Source organism: Euryhalocaulis sp. (genome assembly GCF_013911995.1).
GTDB lineage: Bacteria > Pseudomonadota > Alphaproteobacteria > Caulobacterales > Maricaulaceae > Euryhalocaulis > Euryhalocaulis caribicus.
In genome coordinates, this window is sequence record NZ_JACESD010000011.1 from 23,235 (window position 1) to 37,350 (window position 14,116).

Consider the following 14,116-nt stretch of genomic DNA (forward strand, 5'->3'; position numbering starts at 1 on the left):
TGCTGGAATTGGCGGGCGGGAAAATCCCGTATAGCGGGTAGGGTAGCCGGATTCGAGACCGCTTGGCGACCAAGTTGACAGCATCCCCGGCCAATGCGACTTCGATCCGAAGGTTTTCACAAAACAGCAAGAGGCGCGTCATGGCGATCGACCCGGAAGAGAAAGCGGCGGATTTCGAACCCGACGCGGATTTTGAAGTCTCCGACATTCAGGTTGAGGAACTCCTGTTCCGTGTCCGCAATGTTGAAGGATTGCTCCACAACATCCTCGAAGAGCTGAAGAAGCAGGCCAAATAGGGCGGCTCCATGACCGCCTCCGCACCCCGCCTCTGGCGGTCGGCCCTTTTCATGCCGGCCTCCAACGCCCGCGCGCTGGAAAAATCGCGCGGGCTGGACGCCGACATCCTTGTCTTTGATCTGGAAGACGCGACAGCCGAAGCAGACAAGGAATCCGCGCGGACCATGGCGGCGGACCGCATCGCCAGCCGCGAAGGCCGCGCCGCGCACGTTATCCGCGTCAACGCGCTGGACTCGGACTGGATTGCGGCGGACGTGAAAGCGGCCGCGGACGCCAACGCCGACGCCATCGTCATCCCCAAGGTCGCCGCCGCCGCGGACCTTGAGGCGGTAAGACGGATGCTCCCGGCCGGCGCCCAGACGCCGCTCTGGGCGATGATCGAAACGCCGCGCGCCCTGATGAACTTGAAAGAGATCGCGCAGGCGGCCGATACCGGGCTGGAGGCGCTGGTCTTTGGCGGCAATGACATGACGTCCGAACTGCGCGCCCGTCCCGGCGCGGACCGCGCCGAGCTGGTCCCGCACCTGGCCGCCACGGTTGCCGCGGCCCGCGCCTGCGGCCTGATCGCGCTGGACGGGGTGTTCAATGACGTGAAAGACGCCGAAGGGTGCGAGGCGGAGGCGCTTCAGGGCCGGCGCCTCGGTTTCGACGGCAAGACGCTGATCCACCCCGCGCAGATCGACCTCGCCAATCGCGCCTTCTCGCCGGCCTCGGACGAAGTCGACTGGGCCGAAGCCGTCGCCGCCGCCTTCGACGCGCCTGAAAACCAGGGCAAGGCGGTGTTGAGCGTGAATGGCGAAATGGTTGAGATTCTTCACCTGACGCGCGCCCGCCGCATACTGGCGATGGCCGCACAACACGAAAACAGGAACGCCGGACAATGACGCTCCAGCTCTATCACAATCCCCGCTGCTCCAAGTCCCGCCAGACACTGGCGCTGCTGCGCCAGCACGGGATCAATCCGGAAATCGTGGAATATATGAAATCCCCGCCGAGTCCGGACACGCTGAAAGCCATCGTCAAGAAGCTGGATTTCGACTCCGCGCGGCAGCTGATGCGCACGAAAGAGGACGTCTATAAGGAGCTGGGCCTGAAGGACGTCACTGACGAGGACGCGCTTCTCAAGGCGATGAGCGAGAACCCGAAACTGATCGAGCGCCCCATCGCCATAAACGGCGAACGGGCGGCCCTTGGCCGCCCGCCCGAAAATGTTCTGGAAGTCGCGGCGCTGCGCTAGCCGCCGGGAATTTCGAAGTCTTCCTTGGGCGGGGCCAGCTCCTTCTTGAACCGCTCTTCCAGCTTCTTCACCGGGTGGTTCACGTAGTCGCCGTGAATTTCCTTGGCGATTTTTTCCGTGACCTTCTCATGCAGATTGTCGCGGAACGTGCCCAGCGAACTGGTCGCGCCGAATACATAGAGCCGGTCGAATTTGTTCTCCATCGCGGAGTGGTTCAGTGATTCCGCGACGCGTTTGACGAAGCGCCTTTCCTGCTGCTCATGGAAATCGGTCTCGTCCATGGCGGATCGCTGGCCGTGGCCATTATCGGCCGAACGTCCTGGCGCATCGGTTTTCAGTTCGCGGTCAGGCGGGTTGTCGATCTCGTCCTTCTCCAGAAGCTTGAAGTCCGGCGCATCGCTGAAACCTTCGTTCTCGAACAGAAGCGCCTTGGCGCCATCGAAAACCACAATCCAGTCAATGCGTTCCGCAGCCATTCTCGCCATGGAAGGATCTCCTTCTCTGTTGTCGTTGCCTGTCATCAACAAGTGGGGAGCGGCCCCGGTTCCGGCAATGGCGCCGCCTTGCAGCAGCCGGTCCTGCGCGCTAGAGCGAAGCCCATGAATCTACACACCGCATCCTGGCCCGAAGTCGAAACCTATCTGGAAACATCCACCGGCATCGTCATTCCCATCGGCTCGCATGAACAGCACGGCCCGAACGGACTGGTCGGCACCGATGCGATCTGTCCCGAAGTCATCGCGCGCGAGGCGGGGGACGAGGGCGGGTTTCTGGTCGGCCCCACCTTCTCGATCGGCGTGGCGCAGCACCATCTGGGCTTTCCCGGCTCCATGACGCTGTCGCCCTCCACCATGATCGCGGTGATCCAGGACTGGCTGGCCTCGCTGGCGCGGCATGGCTTCACGCGCATCTATTTCCTGAACGGCCATGGCGGAAACATCGCCACGATCGACGCGGCCTTCGCGGAAGCCTACGCCGCCTATTCCTTCGCGGGCGAGTCCGCGCCGTTCGTCTGCAAACAGGCCAACTGGTGGCAGCTGCCGGGCGTGGCCAAGGCGGTGGAGGAGGTGATCCCCTCGGGCGAGGGCTATCACGCCACCGCCTCGGAGGTATCGGTCACCTATTACGCGTACCCGGAGCACCAGAAGGACGTGAAGATGTCGCCCAAGCACGCCCCGCTCGGCCCGGTGCGCGACGCGGCGGACTATCGCAGGCGCTTCCCGGACGGCCGCATCGGCTCCGATCCTTCGCAGGCGACGCCGGAAAAGGGCGCCCATATCGTCAAGGCGGCGAAAGCGGGCCTGATTTCGGAAGTCGGGAAATTCTTCCGGGGCGACTGAACCGAACATGACATCCTGCCCCGGAGACGACGCCGCCATCAAGGCCACGGGCCGGGACTGGGCCGCGTGGTTCTCCGATCTGGACGGCTGGGCGGTGGAGCTGGATCATAAATCCATCGCCGCAGCCCTGCGGGATCAGGGCGTCTCCGGCTGGTGGGCGCAGACCATCGCCAATGCGTGGGAGCAGGCGCGCGGCCGCCGCGAAAAGCATGAAATGCCGGACGGTTTTCAGGCCACCGCTTCAAAGACCATCGCCGCCCCGCCCGGGGCCGTCTGGAAGGAAGTCAGCACCGGCGCCTTCCGCGAATGGGCGCCCACGGGCTGGATCGAGGTCACGACCGCGCACCCGAACAAGACGCTGCGCGGGTCCTGGAACAGCGGCGGCCGGGTCGCGATCTATCTGACAGAAAAACCCGGCGGCAAGACGCAGATCGCGGTCAATCACGAAAAGATTTCCGACGCCGGAACCTGCGAAATCATGAAGGCGGCGTGGCGCGGCGCGCTCAAGAATCTGAAGGGACGCCTGGAATGAAATACATGTCTCTGGCCGCTGCCGGCGCGCTGGCCGCCTGCGCCACGCAAACCGGCGCCCCGGCGCAATATGACGTCGTCGCCGATGTTCAATCGAACACCACCATGACCATCACAACGGCGGACCGGGCCTCCGCCGTGATCGCCCGGCTTCCGGAGGCGGTCTCGAACAACGCGGTCGCCGCGGCGCGCGTCGACGGGCGCGCGATGGCCTACAGCTTTGCCGGGCTGCACGCGGGCAAGACGTGGCGCGACCTGACCGCCGACGCCTATGAGTGCGACCTAGCCGCCGGGCAATGCGCGGAAATCGCGGGCCTGCCGGACGGGGTGGGGCGGCTGGCCGCCGTTGCGGCGACGCTGGAAGACCGGATTTATATTTTCGGCGGCTACACGGTGGCCGGGGACGGCTCGGAGACATCGACTCCGGAAGTCTGGATTTTCGATCCGGCGGCGCGGACCTATTCCCGCGCGGCGGACATGCCGACCCCGGTCGATGACGCCGTCGCCCTGCCGGTGGGCGGGCGCTACATCTATCTGGTCTCCGGCTGGCATGACACGGACAATGTCGATCTGGTCCAGCTCTATGACGCGCAGCGCGACGAATGGCGGCAGGCCACGCCCTGGCCCGGCGCGCCGGTCTTCGGCCATGCGGGCGGGGTGATCGCCGATCCGCCGCAGACGGGCGGGCCGCAGATGGCGCATATGGTGATCTGCGATGGCGTGAAGGTCGTGCCGGGGTCAAAGCCGGGCGAAGACCGCCGCTTCGAACCGTCCGCCGAGTGCTGGGAAGGGCGGGCCGATATCGCGCAGCCGGAGATCATCGACTGGACCCAGCGGGATTCCCTGCCGCCCGCCCATTACCGCATGGCGGCGACAGGCAGCGCCCGGCTGGGCCTGACCGTCTTCATCGGCGGCACGGACAATCCCTATAACTATAATGGCGTCGGCTATGACGGCGCGCCCAGCGCCCCTTCAGCCCACGCCTGGGGCTATGATTTCACCGCCCGGGAGTTCGCCGTGCTGGCCGATCCCGACACCGGCACGATGGACCACCGGGGCCTGATCGAATGGAACGGGCGCTTCGTGACTCTGGGCGGCATGAACGCGGACCGGCAGGTCATGGACGCGGTGATCGCCCATGACATCGGCCTGACCGAATAGAGGCGCCCTAGTCCTGGTGCACGGCCAGCAGCGGCACGCGCGCCGCGCGCATGGCCGGGAAGAATCCCGCCAGAAAGCCGACAATGATGGCCAGTATCATCGCCGCGATCAGCGAGGCCGGCGTCACCGCGAAGGAGAACACGACCTGCGTGAACCCGCCGCCCAGCGTCGATGCGCTGATGCCGTCGAACAGCAGATAGGCCGCCGCCGCCCCCAGAATTCCGCCCAGTATGGCCAGGGCCAGTGACTCGATCATCGTCCCCAGGAAGGCCGAGAAACCGCTGAAGCCGATAGCGCGCAGAGTCGCGATCTCCTTGGTCCGCGCATCGACGGAGGAATACATCGTGTTCCAGGCCCCGGCGAGCGCGCCGATGGCCATGGCGACGGCCAGCGGCCAGCCCAGGAACTTGATCAGCGTCACCGTGCCCCCGGCCTGGCTGGCCAGGAATTCCTTTTCGCTCTGCACGTCCAGGTTCAGGCGCGGCTCGTTCTCCACATAGGCCTGCAACTCCTCGATCGCCTCGGGAGAGGTCATCTGCGCCCGCATGGACTGAACCGAGGATCCGCGGCTGTAGAGGTTCTGCAGCACGCCGATTTCCGACCAGATTTCTGAGTCGAACACCGTGCCCCCGGTGGAGAAGACGCCCACCACACGCCAGGTGTTCGTGCCAAGGCGGATTTCCTCGCCCAGCTCGAAACCGGAAAACTCCCGGATCACGCCTTCGCCGACGATCAGCTCCGCCGCGCCCGGTTCGAACATGCGCCCTTCGGTCATGGTGAAGCCGGCGCGCATCTGCGGCCCTTCCGGGCCGACGCCGCGCAGCGGCAGGTTGGCGTCCGTGCCCGATCCGCGCTTCTTGCCGTCCACGATCACGTAAAGCTCGGCCGAGGTCACGGGCGCGCCGTTGCCGCCCGCGGCGATGCCGGGGCCGCGCTCGACCAGCAGCACGTCGTCGCGCGACATATTGCTGTTCAGTTCCGCCTGCGATCCGGCGCGCAGCATGACGGCGACGTCTTCGGCCCCCGTGCCGGACACCGTGGCGCGGAAGCCGTTGGCCATCGCCATGAAGGCCAGCAGCACGCCCACCACGAAGGCGATGGAGACAATGGCCGCCAGCGACATGCCAAGGCGCTGCGGGATGGAGCGGATATTCATAGCCGTAATGGCGGCGGTTTGCTTGAACATGGCGGTCAGACCTTCCCGAAGGCTTCGGCGATATTCGCCCGCATCGCGTTCCAGGCCGGGATCAACCCGGTGATCAGGCCCAGCGCGATCATGAATCCGATACCGATAAACGTGACCCGCCAGCCGACCGACAGGCCGGGCAGCGAGCCGCTGACCGCGGGCGATTGCGACATCAGCCAGATCAGCGAGGCCGCCAGCCCGATCCCCAGCAAGCCGCCGATCAGGCTCAGCAACAGGGATTCGCTCAGCACCATGCGGAAGATGCGCGGCGCCGGGAAACCGATGGTTTTCATCACCGCGATCTCGCGCGTGCGCTCATTGATCGCCATGACCATCGTGGTGCCGACAATCATCAGGATCGTGGCGAACGCCGCGCCGGTCACCAGCGTGATGATCAGCCCGATATTGCCCAGCTGTTCGATGAACGCCTTGCTGAAGGCGGCCTCGGTCGTGGTTTCGGTTTCGGCCGGGGAGTTGGCGAACATCGCGTCGATGCGCTGGGAGACCGCGTCATTCATCGACGGGTCCTCGGTATTGATGATCAGCCAGCCCACCTGGTCGCGGTTGAAGGCCAGCGACTCGTTGAAATACTCGTAGTGGAACAGGGCGTAATTGGCCGGGACATTGTCATCCTCGGCGTCGAAGATGGCGCAGATATCGAAATCCCAGTCGGAACTGCCGTCCTGCTGCTGCCAGATATTGGAATTCAGCGGCACGCGCTCGCCCACGCTCCATTCATATTGCAGGGCCAGATCCGCCCCGACCGCCAGGCATTGGCGGTTATTGAAGAAGGCCTCGGCGCTGCCCTGCGTAAACTCCAGCTCGGGATAGGCGCGCATATAGGTTTCGGGATCAACCGCGAAGGTCTGCACGAAATTGCGCGGTTCCTGGTAATAGCCGCCGAACCAGTTGGCCTGGCTGACATTCTTCACGCCTTCCACGCTCGCCACCCGGCCCCAATAGGCATAGGGCATGGAGACGGTGAAATTGATCTTGTTCACCGTGACCAGCCGGTCCGCCGCGGCGGTTTCCACGCCCGCGTTCAGCGTCTTGTTGAAGGCGCCCAGCACGGCGAAGATCAGGAAGGCGATCAGGATCGAGAAAAGCAGAAGGATGGCCCGCAGCTTCTTGCGGAAGAGGTTCTTGCGGACGAGCGTCGCGCCGTTCACGTCACCAGCTCCTTCTCTACGAACCGGCCCTTGTCCAGATGCAGTTCGCGCTGGGCGTATTTGGCGGCGCTGGGGTCGTGGGTGACCATCACGATGGCCTTGCCCAGCTCCTTGTTCAGAAGCTGCAGCGTGGCCAGGACCTCGTCAGCCGTGGCGCGGTCCAGGTCGCCCGTCGGTTCGTCGCAGAGCAGAACCTCCGGGTCGGCCACGATGGCGCGGGCTATGGCGACGCGCTGTTGCTGGCCGCCGGAAAGCTGGGTCGGGCGGTGTCCGGCGCGGTCGGCGATGCCGACGATGTCCAGCGCGGTCCTCACGCGCTGCTTGCGCTCCTTGCCGCCCAGTTTCGTCAGCAGTAGCGGCAGCTCGACATTCTGCGCCGCGGTCAGGGTCGGCATCAGATTATAGAACTGAAAGATGAAGCCCACATTGGCCGCGCGCCACTTGGCCAGCGCGCCCTGGCTCATATTGTCGATGCGCTTGCCCTCGAACACCACCTCGCCGGAGGAGGGGGCGTCGATGCCGCCCAGAAGGTTCAGAAGCGTCGTCTTGCCGGAGCCGGACGGACCCATGATGGCGATGAAGTCCCCGGCGGGGATGGTCATCGTCAGCTTCTCGAAAATCGTGATCGATTCCTTGCCGCGCGTATAGCGCTTGGAAAGATCGGTGAGCTGGTAGAGCGGCTCCGTCATGACGTTTTCGTCCCTCTCGTCAGGTCAGGCTGTATCGAATTTCAGCCAATCTAGCAGACCTACTTTATATTTTAAAGTCAGTTCCGGTTTTCCAGGAATGTCACTTGCGCTGCCATGTCCGGCAGGATGCGCGAATCCCGTTCGTCGAACGCCACGCGCACCTGGATCGTGGCGCGCGCGCGGTCGGCGGTGGGGATGATGGCCTCGACATGGGCCGGGATGCGCCAGTCCGGATAGGCGTCCAGAACGGCTTCGACCCGCTGCCCGGCGCTCACGCGCTGGATCTGGCCCTCATTGACGTCCACCTCGATCTCCAGCGAGGCCATGTCCACCAGCGTCGCCACGCCGGTCCGCGTGAACCCGCCCCCGGCCGACACCGGGGAGAGGATCTCTCCCACCTGCGCGTTCTTGGCGATCACAACGCCCGCGAACGGGGCGCGGATGACATGGCGGTCCACGTAGTCCTCGGCGCTGGCGGCCTGTGTGCGGGCGACGTTCAGCTCTGCGCGGGAGGCCTGTATCTGGGCGGCGAGGCTGTCCAGCTGCGCGCGGGCGGCGGTGACATTGGCTTCCGCGCCGGCCTGCTGCTCGGCCAGGCGCGATGCGCGGCGGAACACGTTTTCCGCCTCGGTATATTGCGCGCGCAGCGCTTCGATATTGGCCCCGGCGGAAGCGGCGCGGGCCTGCGCCAGCGCCAGGTCATATCGGGCGCGCTCATCATCCAGCCGCGCCAGGACCTGGCCCTTTTCGACCTCCGCGCCTTCCTCGAACAGGATTTCCTGTATCCGCCCGGTGATCTCGGCGGAGACCGTCGCCTGCCGCCGCGCCACCACATAGCCGGACGCCGCCAGCCCGCCCGCTCTGGGCGGCGCCGATTGCGCCGGCGCGGCGGATTCGCCTTCGCCGCCTGCGGGGGAGGCCGCCGATTGCGCCGCCGCCTGCGTTTCGGCGCTTTCCGGCGCGCTTCCCCGCGGAAGCAGCAGCCAGACGGCAATGGCGGCGATCAGCGCCGCCGCCACGGCGATTGCGATAACGGCGGGCAGGGGGACGCCGCCGCGCGGCGCGTCCTCTTCCCGCTCGATCCGCAGTGACTGGAGTTGCGCCTTACGCTCTTCGCTCATCTTTAAAAATCCGTCTCCCCCGGGGCCGGGCGTTTTAGACCCGGTTGCGGGGCGGCGGGAAGGGGCAAGCGCAAAAATTCACACAGAAAAAGGGCGGACCCGGTCGGGCCCGCCCTGTTTTCCTCAGAACCGGAAGCTTCGCTTACTCGGCCGGATCGTTGCCCGGGGCGGGCGTGTCCATGCCGGCGTCGCCGGAGGCTTCGCCCGCAACGCCGGAGACCGGGAAACCGCGCTGGCGCAGCAGCGCATTGGTGTCCACCGGACGGCCGCGGAAGTTCTCATAGGCCACCGTCGGATCGATGGTGTTGCCGACCGACAGGATCCATTTCTGGAACGGCTCGGCGACCGCCGGGTCATACGGGCCTTCGGCCTCTTCAAACGCCTCCCAGGCGTCCGCGCCGTAGGTGTCGGCCCATAGATAGGAATAGTAGCCGGCCGCATAGCCCTCGCCCGAGAAGATGTGGGCGAATTGCGGGCTGCGGTGACGCATCGGCAGCTCGTCCGGCATGCCGATTTCCTCCAGCGCCTGACGCTCGAAGGCGTCAGGATCGACGTCGGAGGCGTCTTCCAGCGTGTGGTACTTCATGTCCACCAGCGCGCTGGCCAGATACTCGGTCGTGTCGAAGCCCTGACGGAACGTGCCGGCGTTCTCGATCTTCTGGACCAGCGCGTCCGGGATCGGCTCGCCCGTCTCATAGTGCAGCGCGTAGTTCTGCAGCACTTCCGGGGTGGCCAGCCAGTTCTCGTGAACCTGGCTGGGGAATTCCACATAGTCGCGCGGCACCGCCGTGCCCGACAGGGTCGGATAGGTGACGTCGGAATTCAGGCCGTGCAGGGCGTGACCGAACTCGTGGAACAGGGTGGAGGCGTCGTCCCAGGAAATCAGGATCGGCTCGCCCTCCGCGACCTTCACGAAGTTGGAGTTGTTGGAGACGATCGGCAGCACCTCGCCGTCCATCGATTCCTGCGTGCGGTAGGCGTTCATCCACGCGCCCGACCGTTTGCCCTGACGGGCATAGGGATCGAAATAGAACAGGCCGACCGGGTCGCCGGACTCGATGTCCGTCACTTCCCAGGTCTTCACGTCCTCATGATAGACGGGCAGTTCGTCGGTCGGGGTGAACTCGAAGCCGTACAGCTCGCCCGCCATCCAGAACATGCCGTCGACCAGATTGGACAGCTGCAGGTAGTTTTTCACCTCGTTGGCGTCGAGGTCGTATTTCGCCTTGCGGACCTTCTCCGCGTAATAGCGGTAATCCCACGGCTCGATGGTGATGTCCGCGCCTTCCTCGTCGGCGATCGCCTGCATTTCGGCGACTTCTTCCTCGACGCGGGCCACGGCCGACGGCCAGACTTTCATCATCAGGTCGATGGCGTTCTGCGGCTCGGCCGCCACCTGTTTCTCGATGGCGTACTGGGCGTAATTGTCATAGCCCAGAATACGCGACCGCTCTTCGCGCAGCTTCAGGATCTCGGCGATCAGGGCGTTATTGTCATACTCGTCGCCATTGTCGCCGCGGCTGTAATAGGTGCGCCAGACTTCCTCGCGCAGGGCGCGGTCGTCCGAATAGGTCAGGAACGGGTCCATAGAAGAGCGCGTGTTGGTGATTGCGTATTCGCCTTCCGCCTCGCCCTCGTAATTGTCCGCGGCCGACTTGGCAGCGTTCACCGTGGATTCCGGCAGACCTTCCAAGTCGTCCTCGCCCAGCCAGGTGACATAGGCCTCTTCGTCATGCAGCAGATTGTTCGAGAAATTGGTGTAGAGGGTCGCCAGACGCTGGTTGATCTCGCCCACGCGCGCCTTCTGCTCGTCGTCCAGCGCCGCGCCCGCGCGCACGAAGTCGGTGTAATAGTCCCAGACCAGACGCTGTTGCTCCGCGTTCAGGTCTTCCCGGTTCTCATAGACCGTCTTCACCCGCTCGAAGAGTGCGCTGTTCTGGTAGATCTCGTCCTGGAAAGCGGCCAGTTTCGGGGACATTTCCCGCTGCACGGCCTGCACTTCGGGGCTGTTCAGGTTGGAGCTGTAGATCCCGTAATAGGTGAAGACCCGGCTCAGTTCCTCGCCGCCGCGCTCCATGGCCGCAATGGTGTTCTCGAAGGTCGGCGCTTCCTCGCTGGCGGCCAGGGCCTCCAGCTGCGCGCGCGCCATGTCCATGCCTTTTTCAAGGGCGGGCTGAAGCTGGTCGACGGACATCTTGTCGAAGGCCGGAACGCCGCCATAGGGGCCTTCCCATTCGGCCAGAAGCGCGTCGCCGCTCACTTCGGCGGTCATCTCGGCGTCAGCACTCATTTCGGTCGCCGCAGCCTCCTCGGTTTCGGCGTCCTGCGACAGCGCGGCGCCGGCGGAAAGCGTCAGCGCGGCCAGCGCCGACACGGTGGTCAGATAGGATTTCTTCATTGTCAGACTCCCCAGTCAGTTAAAACTTGGCGCAGACCATAGCGCCCGCGAACGTGAAGCGAAAATTAGCAAAACGTAATGATGCGAACGCCTTGCGCGCCTATTCGTCCAGCCTGCGGGTTTCGCCCGGGCGGGTGAACAGATCTGCGTCCCTCAAGGATTTTTCGCGCGCGGCAGGATCGTCGGGAACGCTTGACGGAACGTGAACCCCGATCGTGCGCGCGGGTTTGAACCGGTTGGTCAGTATCGACCGTCCAGCCTCAGAGGTAAGAAACCAGTATGGCGGAAAAGCGGCGTCCAGCGCGCGCTCGTCCCAGACCTCCTGATGCGGGGCGTAGTGCCAGTCGCTGACATCGGCGTCGCCCATATGCATGACCGTGGTCTCGTCATCCAGCGTCACGCGGAAGATCAGGTTCTCCACATCGGCGCGCTGCGGCCATCCGGCGTGCGGGACGCGCACGGCCTCGATGGCGATGCCCGCCGCATTCAGACGCGCCGGGTCATCAAGGCGCTCCAGCGCAATGGGCGTGACGCGCGCGAATATCGGATCGTCCGCGCCCGCGATCTCCGCCATCATGTCCACGGCCTGTTGCGGCGCGTAGAGACGCGCTTCGGAAACGGCGCGCATATAGGCCACCATGTCTTCGGCGGCGAAATGATCGGCGTGGGCATGGCTGACGAACACCGCGTCCACGCCGTCGAACGGCGCTTCGCCAGCCAGCATCGCGGCGCGCATATCCTCCGGGACCAGCTCGTACTGGCCGAAGGATTCGCCGAACAGCGGATCGAATAGGATTTTCGTCTCGCCCCGCGTGACCATCACTCCCTCATTGGCGAGATATTTCGCCTCCGGATCATGCGCCGCCGCGGGCGCGGCCCATGTCAGAAGGGCGAGACCGGCGAGAGCAAGGCGGGGCAGGTTCATAATGATCCGGATCAATCCTGAATGACGCCGCGAATGGCCGCGCCCAGGCGCGCGCCGTCCACCGGCTTGCCGATGACCGGGCCCTCCACGCCCATGAGGCGCTTGCGGGATTCCACTGTCCCGGCGTCATAGGCGGTCACGAACAGGAAATACGCGTCCAGATCGCCGGTCAGCTCGGCGGCGACGGTGACGCCGTCCTTCCCGCGGCCCAGATTGACATCCATCAGGATCAGGTCCGGCTGTTCCCGGCGCGCCATGGCCAGCGCGCTTTCGCCGTCATTGGCGATACCGCAGACCGAAGCGCCCATGTCCCGCACCAGCCCTTCCAGATGCCAGGCGACCAGCAACTCGTCCTCGACAACAAGAATGTTCAGCTGATCCAGACGTTTCGGCGCATCCGGGCCCGCCGCGCCTTCGCGCCCCTTCTGACCGCCGCCTGCGCCGCCGAACCTGACAGACGCGGGCCGGCCCGGCGGGCGGTGAATGGATTCTGGCGATATGAACACGGGCAGGGTCAAAAAGCCTCAGCGATAGGGTTGCGGAAACTCGATCCGTACGGCCAGTCCGGCGGGTTTGTAATTCATCTCGGCCCGTCCGCCCAATTCGTGCTGGACGCTGGTTTCGATCAATGAAACGCCAAACCCCCGGCGCTCGGGCGGCCCTGCGATTTTCATGCCGGACTCTGTCCAGTCCAGCATGATGCGTTGCCCGGTTTCATCCCGGCAGGGCTTCCATGAAACAGACAGCTTGCCCGCCGGCGCGCCCAGCGCGCCGTGCTTGACCGCATTGGTGGATAATTCGTGCAGCACCATGCTCAGCGCCAACGCCGCGCGCGGCGCCAGCCGGACCGGTGGACCGTCCGCCGTCAGGCGGTCCTCGCCAGCATGCGGCGTGACGACCGCGTCTATCAGGTCGGTCAGCGGCGTGCTTTCCCAATTGCCCTTCGTCAGCAGGCCATAGGTCGCCGACAGGCTCTGCAGGCGCGCGCTGAACGTCTCGTTGAACTGGGCAAGGTCCGTGGCGTTGCGCGCGGTCTGGGAGGCGATGGCCACGACCACCGCCAGCATGTTCTTCACGCGGTGGTTCAGCTCCGCCAGCAACAATTCCTGACGGTCGCTGGCCTGGCGGCGCTCCAGAACCCGTCCGGCCTGATCGCCGATGGTCTGGGCGGTCAGCAGCAGCCGGGGATCGGGCGCCTCGCGCACCTGACTGAAAAATTCCAGAATTGCGACGATCCGCGTTTCCGCCCGCACCGGAAACGCAAAGCCGGACCGCACCCCCAGCGGGCCGGCATCGCGTATCCGCACGAATTCGGGATGCGTTTCAAGGTCGTCAATCCAGCGCGGCTCGCCGGTTTTCCAGACATGGCCCGGCAGGCCTTCGCCATAGGCCAGCGTGGTTTTCGCGGTCGTTTCCCGGAACGCCTCGAATCCGCTCTCCGACCCGGCCCATATGCCGGTCGGCTTCAGGCGTCCGGGATTGTTCGTGTCGGGGGTGAAAGCATGGCCCAGCGGCCAGCCCGTCAGTTCGCACACCGCCTCCAGACAGGTGTGCAGGACTTCGTCGGTCGAGGCGGATTCAGCGGCCAGGCTCGCGACACGGTGCAACAGGTTCGCTTCCTGCGCCTGCGCCTCCAGCCGCTCCTCTTCCGCCTTTTCGGCTGTCATGTCGCGGATAAAGCCCAGAAAGACCGGCGCGTCCCGGGCTTTCAGCGCGCGGATCGAAAGCTCGATCGGAAACTCCGACCCGTCCCGGCGCATCGCGCTCAGTTCCAGGCGCTGGCCCAGAACCGGGCCTTCGCCGGTTTCCAGATAATGTTTCAGGCCCCTGGCGTGGGCCTCGCGATATTGCGGGGGGACGATCATGTCGCCCATGTTGCGGCCCACCGCCTCGGCGGCGGACCAGCCGAACATGGCTTCGGCGGCGCCGTTCCAGCGATGCACGGTCCCGTCGCTGCGCATGACGATGACGGCGTCCATCGCCGTCTCCAGAACGATCTGGAGGTCCTCGTCGTCCCCAAGCCTTGGCGCTGCGCCGCTCATCTACCGCATTCCCCGTAACC

At 65.1% G+C, this 14,116-nt stretch carries 15 protein-coding genes; 6 read left to right on the forward strand and 9 right to left on the reverse strand.

Annotated features, from left to right (window positions below):
* The first annotated feature begins 140 nt into the window (after positions 1-140).
* The 3 genes from H2040_RS04575 to arsC are packed head-to-tail and all read left to right on the forward strand — an operon-like array spanning position 141 to position 1,534.
* Complete coding sequence (locus tag H2040_RS04575) at positions 141-296, forward strand: hypothetical protein (RefSeq protein ID WP_022697100.1); 156 nt, start codon at positions 141-143, stop codon at positions 294-296.
* 9 nt (positions 297-305) lie between these two features.
* Positions 306-1,181 carry an HpcH/HpaI aldolase/citrate lyase family protein gene (locus tag H2040_RS04580; protein WP_287154884.1) on the forward strand — a complete coding sequence of 292 codons (876 nt, stop codon included), beginning with the start codon at positions 306-308 and terminating at the stop codon, positions 1,179-1,181.
* A complete protein-coding gene (gene arsC, locus H2040_RS04585) occupies positions 1,178-1,534 on the forward strand; it encodes an arsenate reductase (glutaredoxin) (protein ID WP_287154887.1) in 357 nt (118 codons plus the stop codon). The genes H2040_RS04580 and arsC overlap by 4 nt, the downstream gene beginning before the upstream one ends.
* Here the strand turns inward: arsC and H2040_RS04590 are convergent.
* Positions 1,531-2,019: a VLRF1 family aeRF1-type release factor gene (locus tag H2040_RS04590; RefSeq protein WP_287154889.1), complete on the reverse strand. Its 489-nt coding sequence runs from the start codon at positions 2,017-2,019 to the stop codon at positions 1,531-1,533. The two genes, arsC and H2040_RS04590, sit on opposite strands and share 4 nt — an antisense overlap.
* Positions 2,020-2,133: 114 nt before the next feature.
* Between H2040_RS04590 and H2040_RS04595 the strand changes: the two genes are divergently transcribed.
* From H2040_RS04595 to H2040_RS04605, 3 genes are read left to right on the forward strand one after another with little or no spacing between them, the layout of a single operon-like run.
* Positions 2,134-2,874: a creatininase family protein gene (locus H2040_RS04595; RefSeq protein WP_287154892.1), complete on the forward strand. Its 741-nt coding sequence runs from the start codon at positions 2,134-2,136 to the stop codon at positions 2,872-2,874.
* A gap of 7 nt (positions 2,875-2,881) precedes the next feature.
* Positions 2,882-3,406, forward strand: coding sequence for a hypothetical protein (locus tag H2040_RS04600; protein ID WP_287154894.1), 525 nt, complete (start codon positions 2,882-2,884; stop codon positions 3,404-3,406).
* Positions 3,403-4,566, forward strand: a complete 1,164-nt coding sequence (locus tag H2040_RS04605) for a Kelch repeat-containing protein (protein WP_287154896.1) — start codon at positions 3,403-3,405, stop codon at positions 4,564-4,566. Before H2040_RS04600 ends, H2040_RS04605 begins: the two co-directional genes overlap by 4 nt.
* A 7-nt stretch (positions 4,567-4,573) precedes the next feature.
* Here the strand turns inward: H2040_RS04605 and H2040_RS04610 are convergent, their stop codons facing one another.
* From H2040_RS04610 to H2040_RS04645, 8 genes are all read right to left on the reverse strand, one after another.
* The gene (locus H2040_RS04610) at positions 4,574-5,752 is read right to left on the reverse strand and encodes an ABC transporter permease (protein ID WP_287154898.1); all 1,179 of its coding nucleotides are present in this window, start codon (positions 5,750-5,752) and stop codon (positions 4,574-4,576) included.
* Between the two features lie 5 nt (positions 5,753-5,757).
* Positions 5,758-6,921 (reverse strand): ABC transporter permease, encoded by a 1,164-nt coding sequence (locus H2040_RS04615; protein ID WP_287154900.1) that lies wholly within the window; start codon positions 6,919-6,921, stop codon positions 5,758-5,760.
* The gene (locus tag H2040_RS04620; protein WP_022697109.1) at positions 6,918-7,610 is read right to left on the reverse strand and encodes an ABC transporter ATP-binding protein; all 693 of its coding nucleotides are present in this window, start codon (positions 7,608-7,610) and stop codon (positions 6,918-6,920) included. Before H2040_RS04620 ends, H2040_RS04615 begins: the two co-directional genes overlap by 4 nt.
* A gap of 77 nt (positions 7,611-7,687) precedes the next feature.
* Positions 7,688-8,731: an efflux RND transporter periplasmic adaptor subunit gene (locus tag H2040_RS04625; protein WP_022697110.1), complete on the reverse strand. Its 1,044-nt coding sequence runs from the start codon at positions 8,729-8,731 to the stop codon at positions 7,688-7,690.
* 142 nt (positions 8,732-8,873) lie between these two features.
* Complete coding sequence (locus H2040_RS04630; RefSeq protein WP_287154910.1) at positions 8,874-11,129, reverse strand: M3 family metallopeptidase; 2,256 nt, start codon at positions 11,127-11,129, stop codon at positions 8,874-8,876.
* Between the two features lie 100 nt (positions 11,130-11,229).
* Positions 11,230-12,054: an MBL fold metallo-hydrolase gene (locus H2040_RS04635; protein WP_287154916.1), complete on the reverse strand. Its 825-nt coding sequence runs from the start codon at positions 12,052-12,054 to the stop codon at positions 11,230-11,232.
* Positions 12,055-12,065: 11 nt separating this feature from the next.
* The gene (locus tag H2040_RS04640; protein ID WP_287154924.1) at positions 12,066-12,560 is read right to left on the reverse strand and encodes a response regulator; all 495 of its coding nucleotides are present in this window, start codon (positions 12,558-12,560) and stop codon (positions 12,066-12,068) included.
* 18 nt (positions 12,561-12,578) lie between these two features.
* Complete coding sequence (locus H2040_RS04645) at positions 12,579-14,096, reverse strand: HWE histidine kinase domain-containing protein (protein ID WP_287154945.1); 1,518 nt, start codon at positions 14,094-14,096, stop codon at positions 12,579-12,581.
* Positions 14,097-14,116 lie beyond the last annotated feature (20 nt).

Bases quoted from the DNA above. Each gene is read 5' to 3' on its own strand.
- H2040_RS04595 (WP_287154892.1), top strand. From the start codon at position 2,134: ATGAATCTACACACCGCATCCTGGCCCGAAGTCGAAACCTATCTGGAA.
- H2040_RS04625 (WP_022697110.1), bottom strand. From the start codon at position 8,731: ATGAGCGAAGAGCGTAAGGCGCAACTCCAGTCACTGCGGATCGAGCGG.
- arsC (WP_287154887.1), top strand. From the start codon at position 1,178: ATGACGCTCCAGCTCTATCACAATCCCCGCTGCTCCAAGTCCCGCCAG.
- H2040_RS04575 (WP_022697100.1), top strand. From the start codon at position 141: ATGGCGATCGACCCGGAAGAGAAAGCGGCGGATTTCGAACCCGACGCG.
- H2040_RS04620 (WP_022697109.1), bottom strand. From the start codon at position 7,610: ATGACGGAGCCGCTCTACCAGCTCACCGATCTTTCCAAGCGCTATACG.
- H2040_RS04600 (WP_287154894.1), top strand. From the start codon at position 2,882: ATGACATCCTGCCCCGGAGACGACGCCGCCATCAAGGCCACGGGCCGG.
- H2040_RS04605 (WP_287154896.1), top strand. From the start codon at position 3,403: ATGAAATACATGTCTCTGGCCGCTGCCGGCGCGCTGGCCGCCTGCGCC.
- H2040_RS04610 (WP_287154898.1), bottom strand. From the start codon at position 5,752: ATGTTCAAGCAAACCGCCGCCATTACGGCTATGAATATCCGCTCCATC.
- H2040_RS04645 (WP_287154945.1), bottom strand. From the start codon at position 14,096: ATGAGCGGCGCAGCGCCAAGGCTTGGGGACGACGAGGACCTCCAGATC.
- H2040_RS04630 (WP_287154910.1), bottom strand. From the start codon at position 11,129: ATGAAGAAATCCTATCTGACCACCGTGTCGGCGCTGGCCGCGCTGACG.
- H2040_RS04635 (WP_287154916.1), bottom strand. From the start codon at position 12,054: ATGAACCTGCCCCGCCTTGCTCTCGCCGGTCTCGCCCTTCTGACATGG.
- H2040_RS04590 (WP_287154889.1), bottom strand. From the start codon at position 2,019: ATGGCGAGAATGGCTGCGGAACGCATTGACTGGATTGTGGTTTTCGAT.
- H2040_RS04580 (WP_287154884.1), top strand. From the start codon at position 306: ATGACCGCCTCCGCACCCCGCCTCTGGCGGTCGGCCCTTTTCATGCCG.